The 17,246-nt window shown below is 67.8% G+C and carries 16 protein-coding genes; 9 read left to right on the forward strand and 7 right to left on the reverse strand.

Going from position 1 to position 17,246, the window contains the following annotated elements; translation table 11 throughout:
- Nucleotides 1-298: 298 nt before the first annotated feature.
- A complete protein-coding gene (locus AC1EJR_RS01565; RefSeq protein WP_477113581.1) occupies nt 299-1,762 on the reverse strand; it encodes an MFS transporter in 1,464 nt (487 codons plus the stop codon).
- Nucleotides 1,763-1,982: 220 nt separating this feature from the next.
- On the opposite strand from AC1EJR_RS01565, the gene AC1EJR_RS01570 reads away from it, so the two are divergent.
- The gene (locus tag AC1EJR_RS01570) at nt 1,983-2,741 is read left to right on the forward strand and encodes an SDR family oxidoreductase (protein ID WP_092293690.1); all 759 of its coding nucleotides are present in this window, start codon (nt 1,983-1,985) and stop codon (nt 2,739-2,741) included.
- Nucleotides 2,742-2,761: 20 nt separating this feature from the next.
- Here AC1EJR_RS01570 and AC1EJR_RS01575 read toward each other — a convergent pair whose 3' ends face one another.
- Together AC1EJR_RS01575 and AC1EJR_RS01580 are read right to left on the reverse strand one after the other, a co-directional pair.
- Entirely contained in the window at nt 2,762-3,301 is a 540-nt protein-coding gene (locus AC1EJR_RS01575; protein ID WP_369823408.1) for an ankyrin repeat domain-containing protein, read from the reverse strand.
- Nucleotides 3,302-3,391: 90 nt separating this feature from the next.
- On the reverse strand, nt 3,392-4,840 hold the full coding sequence (locus AC1EJR_RS01580) for a catalase (protein ID WP_092293688.1): 1,449 nt from the start codon (nt 4,838-4,840) through the stop codon (nt 3,392-3,394).
- A 265-nt stretch (nt 4,841-5,105) separates the two neighbouring features.
- Between AC1EJR_RS01580 and AC1EJR_RS01585 the strand changes: the two genes are divergently transcribed.
- Together AC1EJR_RS01585 and AC1EJR_RS01590 are read left to right on the forward strand one after the other, a co-directional pair.
- Nucleotides 5,106-6,500 (forward strand): selenium-binding family protein, encoded by a 1,395-nt coding sequence (locus AC1EJR_RS01585; RefSeq protein ID WP_441644566.1) that lies wholly within the window; start codon nt 5,106-5,108, stop codon nt 6,498-6,500.
- A gap of 18 nt (nt 6,501-6,518) precedes the next feature.
- Nucleotides 6,519-7,178, forward strand: a complete 660-nt coding sequence (locus tag AC1EJR_RS01590) for a hypothetical protein (protein ID WP_477146839.1) — start codon at nt 6,519-6,521, stop codon at nt 7,176-7,178.
- Here the strand turns inward: AC1EJR_RS01590 and AC1EJR_RS01595 are convergent, their stop codons facing one another.
- Complete coding sequence (locus AC1EJR_RS01595) at nt 7,179-8,021, reverse strand: DUF3626 domain-containing protein (RefSeq protein WP_477146840.1); 843 nt, start codon at nt 8,019-8,021, stop codon at nt 7,179-7,181.
- Between the two features lie 200 nt (nt 8,022-8,221).
- On the opposite strand from AC1EJR_RS01595, the gene AC1EJR_RS01600 reads away from it, so the two are divergent.
- Genes AC1EJR_RS01600 through AC1EJR_RS01615 form a run of 4 tightly spaced genes read left to right on the forward strand, consistent with a single transcriptional unit; the run spans nt 8,222 to nt 14,025 of the window.
- Nucleotides 8,222-11,386 carry a response regulator gene (locus AC1EJR_RS01600; protein WP_092293680.1) on the forward strand — a complete coding sequence of 1,055 codons (3,165 nt, stop codon included), beginning with the start codon at nt 8,222-8,224 and terminating at the stop codon, nt 11,384-11,386.
- Entirely contained in the window at nt 11,383-12,282 is a 900-nt protein-coding gene (locus AC1EJR_RS01605) for a CheR family methyltransferase (RefSeq protein WP_255370778.1), read from the forward strand. Before AC1EJR_RS01600 ends, AC1EJR_RS01605 begins: the two co-directional genes overlap by 4 nt.
- 10 nt (nt 12,283-12,292) lie before the next feature.
- On the forward strand, nt 12,293-12,895 hold the full coding sequence (locus tag AC1EJR_RS01610; protein ID WP_477146841.1) for a chemotaxis protein CheB: 603 nt from the start codon (nt 12,293-12,295) through the stop codon (nt 12,893-12,895).
- A gap of 8 nt (nt 12,896-12,903) precedes the next feature.
- Nucleotides 12,904-14,025: a hybrid sensor histidine kinase/response regulator gene (locus AC1EJR_RS01615; protein WP_092294351.1), complete on the forward strand. Its 1,122-nt coding sequence runs from the start codon at nt 12,904-12,906 to the stop codon at nt 14,023-14,025.
- On the opposite strand, the gene AC1EJR_RS01620 is transcribed toward AC1EJR_RS01615, so the two are convergent.
- A complete protein-coding gene (locus tag AC1EJR_RS01620; protein ID WP_441591306.1) occupies nt 14,022-14,243 on the reverse strand; it encodes a DUF2188 domain-containing protein in 222 nt (73 codons plus the stop codon). The two genes, AC1EJR_RS01615 and AC1EJR_RS01620, sit on opposite strands and share 4 nt — an antisense overlap.
- A 224-nt stretch (nt 14,244-14,467) precedes the next feature.
- On the opposite strand from AC1EJR_RS01620, the gene AC1EJR_RS01625 reads away from it, so the two are divergent.
- Both AC1EJR_RS01625 and AC1EJR_RS01630 read left to right on the forward strand, forming a co-directional pair.
- Nucleotides 14,468-14,779 (forward strand): hypothetical protein, encoded by a 312-nt coding sequence (locus tag AC1EJR_RS01625; RefSeq protein WP_092293674.1) that lies wholly within the window; start codon nt 14,468-14,470, stop codon nt 14,777-14,779.
- Between the two features lie 58 nt (nt 14,780-14,837).
- A complete protein-coding gene (locus AC1EJR_RS01630) occupies nt 14,838-15,512 on the forward strand; it encodes an alpha/beta hydrolase (RefSeq protein ID WP_441591307.1) in 675 nt (224 codons plus the stop codon).
- A gap of 164 nt (nt 15,513-15,676) precedes the next feature.
- Here AC1EJR_RS01630 and AC1EJR_RS01635 read toward each other — a convergent pair whose 3' ends face one another.
- Both AC1EJR_RS01635 and AC1EJR_RS01640 read right to left on the reverse strand, forming a co-directional pair.
- A complete protein-coding gene (locus tag AC1EJR_RS01635; RefSeq protein WP_092293670.1) occupies nt 15,677-16,597 on the reverse strand; it encodes a MipA/OmpV family protein in 921 nt (306 codons plus the stop codon).
- Between the two features lie 114 nt (nt 16,598-16,711).
- A complete protein-coding gene (locus AC1EJR_RS01640; RefSeq protein WP_092293668.1) occupies nt 16,712-17,173 on the reverse strand; it encodes an ion channel in 462 nt (153 codons plus the stop codon).
- Nucleotides 17,174-17,246: the final 73 nt, after the last annotated feature.

Raw genomic sequence — 17,246 nt, forward strand, 5'->3', positions numbered from 1 at the left:
CTACCCCCTATTTGTATATACGGCAATACGCTTGTTGGGCGAGTTAGCCGTGTGGTCAGGGGGCGCGGCGTCGCGTTTTACGCGATTTCTTGGGAATGATCTGGTTTGAAGTGATGCTGTGTTGGCATCTTGTCGTATATACAGAATATGGGCAATGGCCACTATGCCCACTGTCGGCAACACCCCACGGTGTGTGTCCAAAATGTAAAAACCCCACGCTCTCTCAAGCGTGGGGGTTTTTTTTGGCGCAGACCTGTGGGGAACCTACCGGCTCCCCATMGGCGGGCGGATCGGCAAATCAGAAGTCTTCGGCGTCCACGTCGTAGTTGGCCGGCTCCCAGCGGATGGCCAGCAGGGCGACCAGGCCGGCCAGCGGGGCCAGGGCGATGACCCAGAACACCTTGGTGCTCAGCGCGGCGGCCAGCACCGGGAACAGGAACAGCGATGCCGTGGAGCTGGCGCGCATCAGCGTCTGGTTGAAGCCGACGCCCACGCCGCGCAGCGACGTCGGGTAGCTCAGCGAGGCGTAGGTCATGGTGTGCGCGCCCGGGCCGAAGCCCTGGCCCAGCAGGAACACGGCCAGGAAGGCGATGGCGGCGACCACTTCGGGGGCGCCGTGGGGCTTGCCGACCAGCGCCAGGCCGATCAGCGCGGCGAGCTGGAAGGCGTAGCCGGTCACGGTCAGCTTCCAGGCGCCGGTCTTCGGCACCAGGTGCACGCCGATCAGGCCGCCGACGAAGGCGAACAGCAGGTTCAGCGCCAGCGAGACCAGGATCGTGGTCAGCATCGACTGCGCCAGGAAGCTGGCGATGATCACCGGCAGGCCGAACGCCACGGCGTTATAGGCGAACGACGAGGCAATCGACATCACCGTGGCCAGCACCGTGCGCCGCGCGTACACGCCCTTGAGCAGCAGCCCGTAGTTGCGCCAGGAGGCGGGGCGCTTGGGCGGCTCGGCCACGGCGTCCGGGGCCACTACGGCGTCGATGCCGTAGGACTGGCGCAGGATCTTGGCGGCGCCTTCCAGGTCGCCCTGGTTGGCGGCCCACACCGGCGATTCGCTCATGTAGCGGCTGCGCACGGCGATGATGACCAGCGCCGGCACGGCGCCGAAGCCGAGGATGATGCGCCAGAGCAGGTTGCCGTGCGATTCCGGCAGCACCGAGTAGCAGAGCAGCACTAACAGATAGGACACGCAGATGGCCGCGTACCAGGTCGGGCACCACATCGCCACCCGGGACGCCTTGTTGCCCTTGCCCTGGAGCTTGGAGAACTCGGCCAGGAAGGCCATGGCGACAGGGAGGTCGATGCCGACCCCCAGTCCCATGACGAAGCGCGCGCCGGCCAGCACGTATTCGTTGGGGGCAAACGCGCAGGCGATGGCGGCCACGACGAAGAACACCATGTCGGCCATGAACACGCGGTAGCGGCCGATGCGGTCGGTGAAATAGCCGCCCAGGAAGGCGCCGACGATGGCGCCGAACGTGATGGCCGATGCCACCATGCCGGTGCCGGCGGGCGACAGGTTGAATTCGCGGGTGACGTCCTTCAGGCCGAAGGCCAGGGCGCCGAGGTCATAGGCATCGAGGAAGATGCCGCCCAGCGCGATGGCCACGACGATGCGGGCATTGCTGACGGCGGCGCCGCCCTGGTTGACCAGCTTGGCCACATCGGCGGCGGAACGGATGGTCGCACGGGCGGGCGCGGCCGCCTGGGCGGCGGCCTGCGTCGCGGCGGGCGACAGGGCAAGATCGGCAGACATTGATTGGGGGCGATTGAAAGAAAATTGCGCGTGGACCGGGCGCAATCGGCCMTGTCCGCAAGAAAAGACTGCCGCATGCTACGGGAAGGCGCCCCGCCGGCCAAATGCTTTGTTGTTATATCTTTAGATCATCACGAAAATGCGACGCCGGGAATGGCTCCCAAGGCATTTTCAGGCGCGTCGGACTATCATCGGCAGCTACGAAAACAGGAGACAAGGCATGACGCAAGGAAGCAAAGTCGCACTGGTCACGGGCGCGGCCCGGGGTATTGGCAAGGCCGTGGCGCAGGCGCTGCTGGCCGACGGCTACCAGGTGGTGCTGGCCGGCCGGACCGCCGCCACACTCGAGGCGCTGGCGGCCGAAGCCGCCGCCGCTGGCCAGACCGCGCTGGCCGTGCAGTGCGATGTGAGCGACCCGGCCTCGGTCGACCAGCTCTACGCCCGGGTGCGCGAGCGCTTCGGCCGGCTGGACGTGCTGTTCAATAACGCCGGCATCAACGCCCCGGCCATTTCCATCGATGAACTGTCGGTCGAGCAGTGGAAGGCCGTGGTCGATACCAATCTGACCGGCGCCTTCCTGTGCGCGCGCGGCGCGTTCGCGCTGATGAAGTCGCAGGACCCGCGCGGCGGGCGGATCATCAATAACGGGTCGATTTCGGCCCACGCCCCGCGCCCGAACACGGTGCCCTACACGGCCACCAAGCATGCCATCACGGGGCTGACCAAGAGCCTGTCGCTCGATGGCCGCGCCTGGGACATCGCCTGTGGACAGATCGACATCGGCAACGCCGGCACCGACATGGCCAACCGCATGGCGCGCGGCGTGCCGCAGGCCAATGGCGAGATTCGCCCGGAACCGCTGATGGATGTGGCGCACATCGCCAGTTCGGTCCTGCACATGGCGAACCTGCCGCTGGAGGCCAATGTGCAGTTCATGACCGTGATGGCCACCAAGATGCCGTTCGTCGGCCGTGGCTGAGCCAGATTGACCGATAAGACCTAGTGGTGCGGCCCGCCCAACTGGGTGGCCGCGCGGCCGGCGCCCATGACGGCGGCGGCATCGGCGGCGGAGAGGCCGCGGTGGTCGCGCGCGTCCGGGTTGGCGCCGTGCGCGATCAGCAGATCGACGATTTCGGTGCGATTGAACATCGCCGCCGTCATCAGCGCGGTGCGGCCGTCCGGCGAGGCTCCTTCCACATCGGCGCCATGCGCAAGTAGTGCTTCGATCACTTCCCTGAAACCCTTGAACGCAGCGCCTGCCAGCGGCGTCTGCCCGGCCGCATTGCGCAGGTCCGGCGAGGCGCCGGCCTGGAGCAGCGCCAGCACGGTGTCCACATGACCGTGGTAGGCGGCCAGCATCAGCAGGCTGTCGCCCTTTTCGTTGCGCAGGTTGGCCGGCATGCCGCGCGCGATCAGCGCGGACAGCGCCGCTGCGTCGCCCTGGCGCGCGAGGTCGAATACTTCGCCCAGCGCGGCCACCATGCGGGATTCCTCTTCCGCCGTCATGGTGCCGGTGGGTGGGGTCGATGTCTGGTCCATGGCATTGTCCTGTTGTCCTGTCCTGCGGTGTCCGGGGAGCCCGGGGCCGCAGCCCCGGAGTGCCCGATCGTCCGGTAGCCCGGTTAGCGCTTACTTCTGGCCTTCGATCCGCTCGATCGCAGCCGCCACGCCCTGGCCGTAGGCCGGGTCGGCCTTGGTGCAGTGCTCGATATGGCGCTGCTGGATATGGCGCGACACGCCCTTGATGGCGCGGGCCGTGTTATCGAACAGCACCTGCTGCTGGGCCGGCGTCATCAGTCGGAACAGGTCGCCCGGCTGCGAGAAGTAGTCGTCGTCCACGCGATGGTTCCAGTGGTCGGCGGTGCCTTCCAGCGTCAGCGGCGGCTCGCGGAAGTCCGGCTGCTCCACCCACTCGCCGCGCGTGTTCGGCTCGTAGGAGGTCTTGCCGCCCTGGTTGTCGTCGATGCGCATGCGGCCGTCGCGGTGATAGCTGTTCACGAACTTGGCGGCCTTCGGCGAGTTGACCGGGATCATCGAATGGTTCACGCCCAGGCGGTAGCGCTGGGTGTCGCCATACGAGAACAGGCGGCCCTGCAGCATCTTGTCCGGCGAGAAGCCGATCCCCGGCACGATGGTCGACGGCGCGAACGCGGCCTGCTCCACCTCGGCGAAATGGTTCTCGGGGTTGCGGTTCAGCTCCATCACGCCCACTTCGATCAGCGGGAAGTCCTTCTTCGACCAGATCTTGGTCAGGTCGAACGGGTTGACGCGGTACTTGCCCGCCTCGGCTTCCGTCATGATCTGGATGTACAGCTTCCAGCGCGGGAACTCGCCACGCTCGATGGATTCGTACAGGTCGCGCTGGTGGTGCTCGCGGTCGCGGCCAGTTACCTCGGCGGCTTCGGCGTCGGTCAGGTTCTGGATGCCCTGCTCCGTCCGGAAGTGGAACTTCACCCAGTGGCGCTCATAGTTGGCGTTGATGAAGCTGTAGGTATGGCTGCCGAAGCCATGCATGTGGCGCCACGAACTGGGGATGCCGCGATCGCTCATGACGATGGTGACCTGGTGCAGCGCCTCGGGCAGGCCGGTCCAGAAGTCCCAGTTGTTGTCGGCGCTGCGCAGGCCGGTGCGCGGGTCGCGCTTGACGGCGTGGTTCAGGTCGGGGAACTTCAGCGGGTCACGCAGGAAGAAGACCGGGGTGTTGTTGCCCACCAGATCCCAGTTGCCTTCCTCGGTATAGAACTTCATCGCGAAACCACGGATATCCCGCTCGGCATCGGCCGCGCCGCGCTCGCCAGCCACCGACGAGAAGCGCAGGAACAGCTCGGTTTTCTTGCCGATTTCGGAGAACAGCTTGGCGCGCGTGTACTGGGTGATGTCATGCGTGACCGTGAACGTGCCATAGGCGCCCGAGCCCTTGGCGTGCATGCGGCGCTCGGGGATGACCTCGCGGTCGAAGTGGGCCAGCTTTTCCAGGAACCATACGTCCTGCAACAGGGCCGGTCCGCGCGGACCAGCGGTCTGAATGTTCTGGTTATCGACGACGGGCGCGCCGAAAGCGGTCGTAAGCTTGTTCATGACAATTCCTTTGTGGGCAGGGGGTGTTGAAAGCACTATCGCAGAACGACTACGACAAGTCATATCGTATTGATCAATAAAGGCGATAGGTGTCAGTCTTTTCGATCCGCGATTTCAGCAAATTAGGAGAACGCCTATGGTGCAGAGAAAGGGTCGATACCCGCCATAACACCTTGGGATAGGCCGTCTGAACCCAAGGATCATGGGCGTCACATGGGCCGGCCATGTCCTATAGTTCAAGCCCGCAGTCCACCGGAGGCGAATCATGGCCACCTGGAAGCCCGACCCGAGCTTTTACCCGTCTCCGCGGCTGGCCGCCAAGGCGCCGCCCGAGACCCTGGCCTACGTGGCGATGTTCGACCCCGGGCGCCAGCAGCCGGACGGCATCGCCGTGGTGGACGTGGACCCCGACTCGGCCACGTACGCGCAGATCGTCGGGCAGGTGACCATGACCCATGCCGGCGACGAACTGCATCATTTCGGGTGGAATGCCTGCTCGTCCTGCCTGTGTCCCAACGCGCCGCATCCTCATATGGAACGGCGCTACCTCGTGGTGCCGGGCCTGCGTTCCTCTCGTATCTATATCCTCGATACCGGCCCGGACCCGCGCCAGCCCGTCATCAGCCGGGTGATCGAGCCCGAGGAACTGGCCGAGCGCACCGGCTACAGCCGCCCCCACACGGTGCATTGCGGCCCGGGCGGCATCTATGTGACGGCGCTGGGCAATGCCGAGGGCAAGGGGCCGGGCGGCATCGCCATGCTGGACGCCCAGAGCTTCGACCCGCTCGGCCAATGGGAGGTGGAGCGCGGTCCCCAGCATTTCGCCTATGACGGATGGTGGCACCTGGGCTATGACACGCTCGTGACAAGCGAGTGGGGCACGCCGGACATGATCGAGGACGGCCTGGTCGCCGACATCCTGCTCGGCGCGCGCTACGGCCGGAAGCTCCATTTCTGGGATTTCACGGGGCGCAAGCATCTTCAGGAGATCGATTTCGGCCCGGACTACCAGCTGGTCTTCGAACTGCGCCCCGCGCACGACCCGACCAAGGCGTACGGCTTCGTCAACTGCGTGCTGTGCCTGAAGGACCTGTCCTCGTCGATCTGGACCTGGTACCGCGATGGCGACAAATGGGCGGTGAAGAAGATCATCGACATCCCCGCCGAGCCGGCCGACCCGGACCAGCTTCCGCCGATGCTCAAGGGGTTTGGCGCGGTGCCGCCGCTGGTCACGGACATCGACCTGTCGATGGACGACCGTTTCCTCTACGTGTCCTGCTGGGGCACAGGGGATTTGCTCCAGTACGACGTCTCCGACCCCTTCGCCCCGAAGCTGACCGGCAAGGTGCGGATCGGCGGCATCGTCTCGCGGGCCGGGCATCCGGGCGCGCCGGGCCGCAGCCTGAACGGCGGCCCGCAGATGGTGGAGGTCAGCCGGGACGGCCGGCGCGTCTATTTCACCAATTCTCTCTATGGCGCGGTCGATCCGCAGTTCTACCCCGAGGGGCTGGACGGCTGGATGGTCAAGCTCGATGCCGCGCCCGACGGGGGCATCGCCTTCGATCCGCGCTTCTTCCTCGATTGGCCCAAGAGCCATCGTCCGCACCAGGTGCGCCTGCAGGGCGGCGACTGCTCCTCGGATTCCTACTGCTTTCCCTAGCCTTCGCGGGGGCCGCGCATGCTGACGTGGACGCCAACCTGGGCGGCGACATGGACTGCCTGGTGGCCCTGGCTGACGATTGCCGCGCTGGGCCTGTTCCACGGCCTGAACCCGGCCATGGGATGGCTGTTCGCCGTGGCGCTGGGCCTGCATCGGGGCCAGCGCCGCGTGGTGCTGTGGTCGCTGGTGCCGATTGCGCTCGGCCACGCGGCGGCGGTGGCGCTGGCCGTGGGCGTGGCACTCTGGCTGGGCAGCGTGCTGCCGCACACCGGCTTCGCGCGGGTGGCCGGGGCGGTGCTGCTGGGTTGGGCGATCTGGCACATGGTGCGCGGGCACCGCATKCGGCCGCGCGTGGGCATGCGGGCTGGCATGCTKGGGCTGGCGGCGTGGTCGTTCCTGATGGCCGGCATGCACGGGGCCGGGCTGATGCTGGTGCCGGCGCTGATGCCGATCTGCGCCACGCCGGGCGCCACCCAGTTCGACGCCGCCGACGCGCTCGGCCCGGCCATGCTGGCGCTGGGCCTGCACACGGCAACGATGCTCGCCGCCATCTGCGCCGTGGCGCTGCTGGTCTACGACCGCGTCGGCGTGGCCTTCCTGCGGACCGGCTGGGTCAATCTCGACTGGATCTGGACGGCGGCGCTGGGTATCTGCGGGGTGGTGCTGCTGGTGATGTGACTAATTCCGATTCCCGAAGCGCGCCAGGCAGTGCCAGACCTTCTTCAGCAACTGGGGATCGTGGCGGCCCGCGCGGGCGGCTGCGCCGATCCGGGCCGGGGTGAGCGGCTCACTCCCGGCCAGCGTCGTGGCCAGTTCGGCGATGTGGGCGCCGCGATAGTCGCGATAGTCGCGTTCGGCCCGCAAGTCATCGGCATTCGCCGAGAATCCCGCGTGCCATTCGACGGCGCAGGGCAGGGCGCGGGCCAGCGTCTCGGTCTCGGTGCCCCGGAACGACGGATCGAGCACGAGCGCCTCCACGTCGCGCGCCAGCACCAGCGGGCCGTGTACATGCGCTTCTATATAGTGGTCGAGCGGATCGTCCGGCGGCGCGGCGCGCAGCCGGTCTACCAGATCCAGCCGTCCGGCCACGCCGAAATGCACCGGATCGAACACGCTGTCCGGGTAACAGAAGGTGGTCCGCGCCAGCACGTCCGCCGCCAGCCGCAGGTGGCAGGCGCCGAAGCGCGGCGAGCCCCCTTCGGGCCGATGGCGATGGTTGAGCGCGCCGTACTTGGGGCGGTCGGCTGGCGGCGCGGCGTCGTAGGCCTGGCCGAACATCCGGCTTTCCCAGTGCCAGCGGTCCCCGCCGGGGTGGGCGGTCAGCCCGCCGTTGCTGGTGCCGGTCTCGAACTGGGAGCGATAGACGCCGTCGGCGGCCATGGCCGCGAGCAGCGGCACGCCGGCGTGGAGCCGGTCCGGGTGGAAATTGAGCGTGACGCGCCAGTCTGGGTGCAGCGGCGCGCCGTGGCTGCGCGCGGMCACATGGGCCAAGGCGTGGGCGGCGGGGTCGTCCGGGAACATTGGCGGATCCGGGGGTGCCGGCAAGGCGGCGATCGGCCGATTGTAGCGGCGCTGCGGTGCAGCAATTGTCGGCGCGACACCGACAGCCACGGCGCCCGTCGCAAGGTACGATAAGGCGCCCTGGCCGGCATCCATGCTGGCGGGGGGCCGGGACGCCTGCCGCCGCGCCCGCCCGCTTTCATCCCATCGATCCTGCCGGTATGCAACCGACTTCCCTGCAACGCTTCCTGTTTGGCACGATCCTGGTGCCCGTCTCGCTTGCCGTGGTCTTCGCGGCGGATGCGTTCACGCCGCTCGGCCTGGCCGCGTGGCTGTTCTATCTGATCCCGATTTGCCTGTCGATCTACGCGGACAACCCGCGCCTGCCGCTGATCGTGGCGGCGGTCAGTTCGCTGCTGCTGGCGGTGGGCTACGTGGTCTCGCCGCCCGGCGCCGCGCCCATCATCGCCATCACCAACCGGTCCATCGGCTTCCTGGTGAACTGGTTCCTGGCCGTGGTGATCTACCGCTACCTGGTGGGCCAGGGCGCCATCCAGCGGCTGATGTGGGTGCAGCAGGCCCAGGTGAAGATTCACCAGGAGGTGCGCTCGGCGCAATCGGCCGGCAATGTCGGCGATGCGCTGGTGCGTGCGCTGGCGTCGGCGCTCGACGCCCGCGTAGGCGTGGTCTATCAGTGCGACGACGGCCGCCTGCACCGGCTGGCCACCTGGGCATTGGCCGATGCTGACCGCGCGCCGGCCACCCTCGCCCCCGGCGAGACGCTGGCCGGCCAGGCCGTGACCGAGAACCGGGTGATCGCCGTGGGCGGGCTGCCGCCCGACTACCTGCCGGTGGCCTCCGCGCTGGGCCGCACGACTCCCACCGAGATCGTGGCCGCGCCGCTGACCGCCGAGGGCGAGGTCGTCGGGGTGATCGAACTGGGCTTTATCACGTCCCGGCGCGGGACTGCCGATGTGGTGGAACTGCTTGAGCGCATCGGTGAGCCAGTCGGCATGACGCTGCGCGCCGCGAGCTACCGGGGCCGGCTGGAGCACCTGCTCGGCGAAACCCAGCGCCAGAGCGAGGAATTGCAGGTCCAGCAGGAGGAGCTGCGCGTCTCCAACGAGGAACTGGAGGAGCGCGGCCGTGCGCTGATGGACTCCCAGGCGCGGCTGGAAACCCAGCAGGCGGAACTCGAACAGACCAACGTCCAGCTGGAGGAGCACACCCAGCGGCTGGAGACGCAGAAGCGCGAGATGCTCGCCTTCCAGGCCGAACTGGCCGCCAACGCCCGGGCGCTGGAGCGCTCGAACCAGTACAAGAGCGAGTTCCTGGCGAATATGTCGCACGAGCTGCGCACGCCGCTGAACAGCGCGCTGATCCTGGCGAAGCTGCTGCAGGAGAACAAGGACGGCACGCTGACCGGCGAGCAGGTCCGCTACGCGGCCACCATCCACGCGGCCAATACCGATCTGCTGAACCTGATCAACGACATCCTCGACCTCTCCAAGATCGAGGCCGGCCACCTGACCATCGAGCCGGAGCCGGTGGAACTGGACGCCTTCACCGCCCGGATTTCGCAGATGTTCGACCATGTGGGCGAGCAGAAGGGCGTGGCCTTCCGCGTGGAGCGGATGCCGGGCCTGCCTGACGCCATCGTCACGGACAGCCAGCGCCTGCAGCAAATCCTCAAGAATCTGCTATCCAATGCCTTCAAGTTCACGGAGAAGGGCTCGGTCACGCTGGCGCTGGTCGCGCAGGGCGACGATGCGATGCGATTCGAGGTGCGCGACACCGGCATCGGTATTCCGCGTGACAAGCAGCAGGTCATTTTCGAGGCCTTCCAGCAGGCCGACGGCACCACCAGCCGCCGCTACGGCGGTACCGGGCTGGGCTTGTCGATCTCGCGCGAGCTGGCGCGGCTGCTGGGTGGCGTGATTGCCGTGGCGAGCGAGCCGGGCCAGGGCAGCGTGTTCTCGCTGACCGTACCGCGCACGCTGGTGGCGGATGCCGCCACGCAGGCCGGGCTGGTCACGCCGCCGGCCGCCCCCGAGCAGGTGCAGGCCCCACCGTCGCAGGCCATGCCGCTCTCGCCCGCCGCCCGGGCAGCGCCGGTGCCGGCCCCGGAGGCGTCCGAAGGCGGGCCGGGCCCATCGCCGTCCGGCTATCCGCAGCCGATTGCCGACGACCGCGACCACCGCACGCGCGGCAACCGCCTGATCCTGGTCGTGGAAGACGATATCGACTTCGCCGGCATCCTCTACGACCTGGCCCACGAGCTGGATTTCGACTGCATCCATGCCACCACGTCGAGCCACGGGCTGGAACTGGCGCGCCACCACCAGCCCTGCGGCATCCTGCTCGACGTGGCGCTGCCGGACCAGTCGGGCCTGACGCTGCTGGACTGGCTCAAGCACGACCCGGCCACGCGCCACATCCCCACGCACCTGATCTCGGTCAGCGACCACGCCGAGGCCGCGCTGCATCGCGGCGCCATCGGCTACACCTTCAAGCCGAGCGAGCGCAACAAGCTGGCCGAGGTGATGCGGGGGCTGGAGGCGCGCATGGCGCCGGGCCAGCGCCGCGTGCTGGTGATCGAGGATGACCCGGCGCTGCGCGAGAGCATCCGCGCGTTGCTGCAATCGGTCCAGGCCGAGATCGTCACTGCCGGCACCGTGGCCGGCGCGCGCGAGGCGCTGGCCGGCGCCGCGTTCGACTGCGTGGTGATGGACATGGTGCTGCCGGACGGCACCGGCCACGACCTGCTCGCCCACATGGCCAGCGATGGCGCCGCGCAGATGCCGCCGGTCATCGTCTACACCGGGCGGCAGCTATCGGCCGAGGACGAGCAGCGCCTGCGCCGCTATTCGAAGTCGATCATCATCAAGGGCGCGCGTTCGCCGGACCGGCTGCTGGACGAAGTGACGCTGTTCCTGCACAGCGTGGAGTCCCAGTTGCCACCCGAGCAGCAGCGCATGCTGCGCGCCGCGCGCAGCCGCGACGACGCCTTCGACGGCCGCAAGCTGCTGCTGGTGGAGGACGACGCGCGCAACATCTTCGCGCTGTCCAAGGTGATCGAGCCGCTCGGGGCCACCGTGGAGATCGCCCGCAGCGGGCGCGAGGCGCTGGACATGCTGGCGCGCCACAAGGACGTGGACCTCGTCCTGATGGACATCATGATGCCGGAGATGGACGGCATCACGGCCATGCGCCATATCCGCCAGATGCCCGAGTACGGGCGGCTGCCGATCATCGCGCTGACCGCCAAGGCGATGCCGTCCGACCGCGAGGCGTGCCTGCGCGCCGGGGCGAACGACTACATCGCCAAGCCGATTGATGTGGATCAACTGCTGTCCCTGTGCCGCGTATGGCTCCACGAAAGTTGAAGACCCCGGACACCGCGCCGCTGCCGCCGCTGTCGTTACCGCTGCCCGTGCCGGTGGTGGATCACGGCGAGACGGCGCTGCCCGACGCCAATTTCGAGATCGAACTGGAACTGCTGCTGGAGGCGATCTTCCGCAAGTACCAGCACGATTTCCGGCACTACGCGCGGGCCTCGGTGCGGCGGCGGTTGCAGCAGGCGCTGCACGACCTGGGCTTTGCGACGCTGTCGCAACTCCAGGACCGCATGCTGCGCGACCCGGCACTGTTCGCGCGCATGCTGCAGTACCTGACGGTGCAGGTCAGCGAGATGTTCCGGGACCCGTCCTACTTCCGCGCCATCCGCGAGCATGTGGTGCCGGTGCTCCAGACCTATCCGTCGATCAATGTCTGGGTGGCCGGGTGCAGCAGCGGCGAGGAATTGTGGTCGCTGGCCATCCTGTTCGAGGAGGAGGGGCTGGCCGAGCGCACGGTGTTCTACGCCACGGACATCAACCCCGACGCGCTGGCCATCGCCCGGGCGGGTGTGTACGATGCGGGGCGCCTGCGGGCGTTCGGCGCCAACTACCTGGCGGCGGGCGGGCGGCGCTCGCTCTCGGACTACTATCATGCAGCCTATGGGAAGGCCAAGTTCAGCGCCGGGCTGATCCGCCAGTCGGTGTTTGCCGACCACAGCCTGGCCACCGACAGCGTGTTCCAGGAGGCCCAGCTGATTTCGTGCCGCAATGTGCTGATCTACTTCGACCGCGCGCTGCAGGACCGCGCCATCGGCCTGTTCCACGACGCGCTGGCGCGGCGCGGCTTCCTGGGGCTGGGGAGCAAGGAGAGCCTGCACTTCAGCGCCCACGCCGGGGATTTCGAGCCACTGGTGCCGCGCGAGCGGCTGTACCGCAAGCTGTGAAGGAGGCGCGATGGCAGGGCTGATGGATACGCAAGGGTGCGACGCCGTGGTGATCGGCGCGTCGGCCGGTGGCGTCGAGGCGTTGTCCGTGCTGCTGCCGATGGTGCCGGCGGGCTTCCGGCCGGCGCTGCTGATCGTGATGCACCAGCATCCGAACCAGCCCAGCCTGCTGCCCGAGCTGTTCGGCGCGCGCTGCGCGCTGCCCGTGTGCGAGGCCGAGGACAAGATGCCGGTGCGGCCGGGCCACGTCTACCTGGCGCCGCCGGACTACCACCTGCTCGTGGAGCGGGTGCCGGAGGCGCCGGAGGATGTCGAACTGGCGCTCTCCGTAGAGCCGCCGGTGCGTTTCTCGCKGCCTTCCATCGACGTGCTGTTCGAGTCGGCGGCGGTGGCGTGGCGCGCCCGGGTGCTCGGCGTGCTGCTCTCGGGCGCCAACGACGATGGCGCGCGCGGCCTGGCGATGATCCGCGCGGCGGGTGGCCGGGCGTGGGTGCAGTCGCCCGGCAGTGCCGCCGTGGAAACCATGCCGCAGGAGGCCATCGACCGTGGCGCGGCAGACCGCGTGCTGACACTGGAACAAATCGGCCAACGCCTGGCCCAGTTTTCTGAATGACCCTGACCATGCAAGCTCCGATCAAGATCCTCGCCGTCGACGACATCGCCGCCAACCTCACGGCCCTCGATGCCGTGCTGGCCAAGCCCGATGTACAGATCGTCCACGCCAATTCCGGCGCGCAGGCGCTGGAACTGCTGCTCGAGCACGACTTCGGGCTGGCCATCCTCGATGTGCACATGCCCGAGATGGACGGCTTCGAGCTGGCCGAACTGATGCGCGGCAGCAAGCGCACCAGCCATATCCCCATCCTGTTCCTGACGGCGGCCGGGGAGGACAGCGCGCGGGCGTTCCGCGGCTACGCCACCGGCGCGGTCGACTTCCTGTTCAAGCCGATCGACGCGCGCGTGCTGGCGGCCAAGGTCGATGTATTCGTGCAATTGGCCCAGCAGAAGCAGCAACTGGCCGAGCAACTCGAAACCGCCCAGCAACTGCTCAAGACCAACGAGATGCTGATGGCGGTGCTCGCGCACGACCTGCGTACGCCGCTGTCGGCGATCATCGCGTCGGCGTCGTTCCTGGGGCGGTTCGGGGGCGAGGAGAAGCTCAAGCCGGCCACCGACCGCATCTCGCGCAGCAGCCAGCGCATGGCACGCATGGTGGACCAGCTGCTGCACGTGGCGCGGCTGCACGGCGGGCGCGTCAAGCTGGAGCCGCGCCAGGAAGACCTGCGCGCGATCTGCGCGGCCATCGTCGATGAATGCGAGGCGTCTCACGGCAAGGAGCGCGTGGTACTGGAAACCGTGGGAGATACGCTGGCGACCATCGATCCGGACCTGATCTCGCAGGTGCTGTCGAACCTCGTCAGCAACGCCCTGCATCATGGGGACCCGGCGGTGCCGGTGGTGGTGGCCGTGGACGGCACGGCCGCCGAGCGCCTGACGGTGACGGTGACCAATGGCGGCGTGATCGATGGGGCGACCCTGCCGCATGTCTTCGAAGCGTTCCGCTCGGGCGGCGGAGACAGCGCCGAGGGGCTGGGCCTGGGGCTCTATATCTCGCGGGAGCTGGCCGCGTTGCACGGCGGAAGCGTCGAGGCCGCCTCGTCGGCGGCCTCGGGTAGCACGGTGTTCACTGTGACGCTGCCCCGCGCGTGCTGCGGGACGCAGGGAACCTTCCAGCCGGCCTAGCCAGCCACCTCCCTCGGATCATGGCCGTAGCTGTCGCGTTCGCGGATCTTGCCGTCGACGCCATGGATCAGCAACTCCACTTTCTGGCGCCGGGCCAGTCCGGTGCCGGCCTGGATGGCCTCATCCTGCGTGGCATGGTGCGACTCGGCGTAGCGGGCGCCCTCATGGATCACGTCCCAACCGGTGCCGTGCGGCACGACATGGAGGTTGGTCTGCATGATGGTTCTCCTGGATCGTATGATCCTTCCATTATGGATGCCATGGCGCAGGGCACAATCCGGCGCCGTCTGACACGCCACCTGAGAGGCGCCGGGAAGGCGCCGGGCACCCGCCGGGGGGCGGCGTCCGCATCGCTTATGTCCGGCGCGGGACGGTTTACCGTGCCTTTTCGGGACACGCCTATATATTCTTGTAGGGAAAACAACGCGCAGGAGAGACAGCCATGCAAGCGAGGTTTGCGCGCGGCATTGCGCAGATGCCACTGACGGTGGCGGCCCGGGAATCCCTGCTGGCGGAGAAGGCCGCCATGCCCGAGGTCGGCGACCTGGTGACGGTTTGCAGCCAGGATATGGAAACCGAGTTCAGCGTCCGCCTGACGGCGGTGGCCGGACCGGAGCTGTGGTACGGCGTKATTCATGCCATCACGCGCGGTGCCGAAATGCTGGTCGTGGCCGAAGGCCTGGAGCTGGACGACGTGGTCAGCGTGCGGCGCCAGGAGATCGCGTCGGTGGTCAAGGCCAGTCAGCACCATTGATCGTTCCCGGCGGGAACGGGTATGCTGCGGATGCACATCCATCCGTCGCCCCCGCTTTATGTCTTCCGCCTACACCACGTCCGCTTCCACCTCCCTATTCATTGCCGGCCCCGCCGGCCAGATCGAAACCCTGCTGGACACTCCCGCCGGCCCGCCCGTTGGCATTGCCGTGGTCGCGCACCCCCACCCGGGGCAGGGCGGCACCGCCGAGCACAAGATTCCCCAACTGCTGGCGCGCACGCTCCAGGCCCATGGTTTCGTGACGATGCGGCCGAACTACCGGGGCGTGGGGCGGAGCGAAGGGGCCTACGATGGCGGCCCCGGCGAGTCCACCGATGTGGAAGCCGTGCTGCGCCATCTGCAGGCCGAATATCCGGGCCTGCCAGTGGCGCTGGCCGGGTTCTCGTTCGGCGCTTTCGTGCAGACGCTGATGGTGGCGCGCCTGACCGAGGCGGGAGATTCGGCCGTGGAATCGATCCAGCATCTGATCCTGACCGGCATGCCGGCTGGCGCGCTGTCCGAGACGCTCCGCTACGACACCCCGCCCGTGCCGGCCCACACGCTGGTGGTGCATGGCGAGCGCGACGAGCGCGTGCCGCTGATCAATGTCTTCGACTGGGCCCGGCCGCAGGAACTGCCGGTGGTGGTCCTGCCGGCCGCCGGGCATTTCTTCACCGGCAAGCTGCCGGGCCTGCGCAGTGTGGTGGAGGGCTACCTGCGCCGGGCGGGCTGACTTCGTCTGACGCGCTGCCCCTCTCCCCCGGCCCCTCTCCCGCAGGCGGGAGAGGGGAGCAAACCCACGTATCCAGCAGGCGGGAGTGGGGAGCAAACCGAGGGTGTTCCTCCCCWCTCCCCCCGGGAGAGGGGCCGGGGGAGAGGGCAGGCGCCTCCCCTCGCTCAGAACTGATAAACCACCGAAATATCCCCGGTCAGGTTGGTCGTGCGCTGCACGATCGGGCTGTTCTTCGCATCGCCGACCAGCGCCGATACCCCGAAGTCCGCCGTGGCGAACCAGTGCTTGTTGATGAACCAGATGGCCGAGACGCCGCCGCCATAGGACTTGATCCCGCCGCTGGCACGGTATTCCGGGTGGCCGGAGCGTGCCGCCTGCTCGGGCGTCACGCCGAACCAGCGGCCCATGTAGGCCGAATCGGCCACGGTCATGGTCGGGCCGGCGAACCAGAAGAATTTCTCGGAGCTGCCCGGCAGCGGCATATAGGCGCCCAGGTCGCCAATCCAGCCGTTGGCGCCGCCGAACTGGCGCCGCGCGTTGGCCCGGATCACCAGCGGGAACGACTTCGACACCACGTAGTCGACAAACATCTTGGTCTCCGCCGCCATGCCGATATTGCCCATGCCGGCCAGGTTGTCGTGGTCCTTCTTCTCGCGGCGGCCCAGGTCGTAGGTCAGGGCGATGCCCGCGCGCCAGTGGTCATTGGAGACGATGTTCCAGCCCAGCCCTTCGCCGGTGGAGGCGAAAAACTTGTCGGCGTAGCGGATGTCGATGGTCGGCCCGCCGAAGACGTAGTAGTCGTGCGCGCCGTCGTAGCGCGGGCGCACGGTCATKGCCGCGCCGAGCCGGAATTTCCAGCCCTCGGGCTGGCCCTGGAACATCTCCACCAGCGGCACCCCCACCGAGTACTGCCATTCGGCCAGCGGCGCGGGCGTCTGCGCCCGGGCGGCCGGCGCGTGCAGCAGGGCCAGCGCGAGCAGCAGCGCGGCGAGCCACCCGGCCAGCGGTGGTGTGTGGGCTTCCGGATGTCTGGACACGTCAGGGTCCTCCCGTTGATTGTTGTGGTTCGCATGACGGCAAATCATCTTTTCACCGGCGCGCCGCCCGCGCAACTTCCTCGAATCCCACAAGCGTGTAGGAAGGACGCCGATTTCACCGGCGGCCCCCGTTGCCTACCATCCAGTCACCGTGGCCGCATCTTAGTCGCGGTCAGCCAGTTCGTCCGTACGCCAGTCGCGCCGCATCACCAGGAACGTAAAGGAGGTGGACCAGCCGATCAGCATCAGCCCCACCAGCGGCTGCACCGACGCCAGCAGCCGCAACTGGCCCATCGGGATGACGTCGCCGATACTCTGCGTGGTGAAGGTTTCCAGCGAGAAATAGACATAGGCCGCTGCCCCATGATCGTGCAGGCCCTTGAGTTCGCCGATACCGAACACGTCCGCCCCGAGCCAGTAGCCGGTGCTGAACAGCACGGCTTCCAGCACGTGGGCCAGGATGATGAGCAGGATCATGACGCCGATGTTGACCTTGCCGCTCCAGTGGCGCGGGTGCATGGCCGAGATCAGGCGCAGGGCTTCGTAGTGCACGGCCACGCAGATAATGGTCAGCGTGGCGGTGATCAGGATGGCGATCAGGTATGGGGAGGCCGTGGCTTCCATAGTCGGCAAGGGTGGTTTTCTGACGCAGTGTTTCCCGGCAGACTATAGAAGCGCCCGCACGCTGACAATGCAC

It is taken from the genome of Cupriavidus sp. 05T42 (assembly GCF_056396345.1).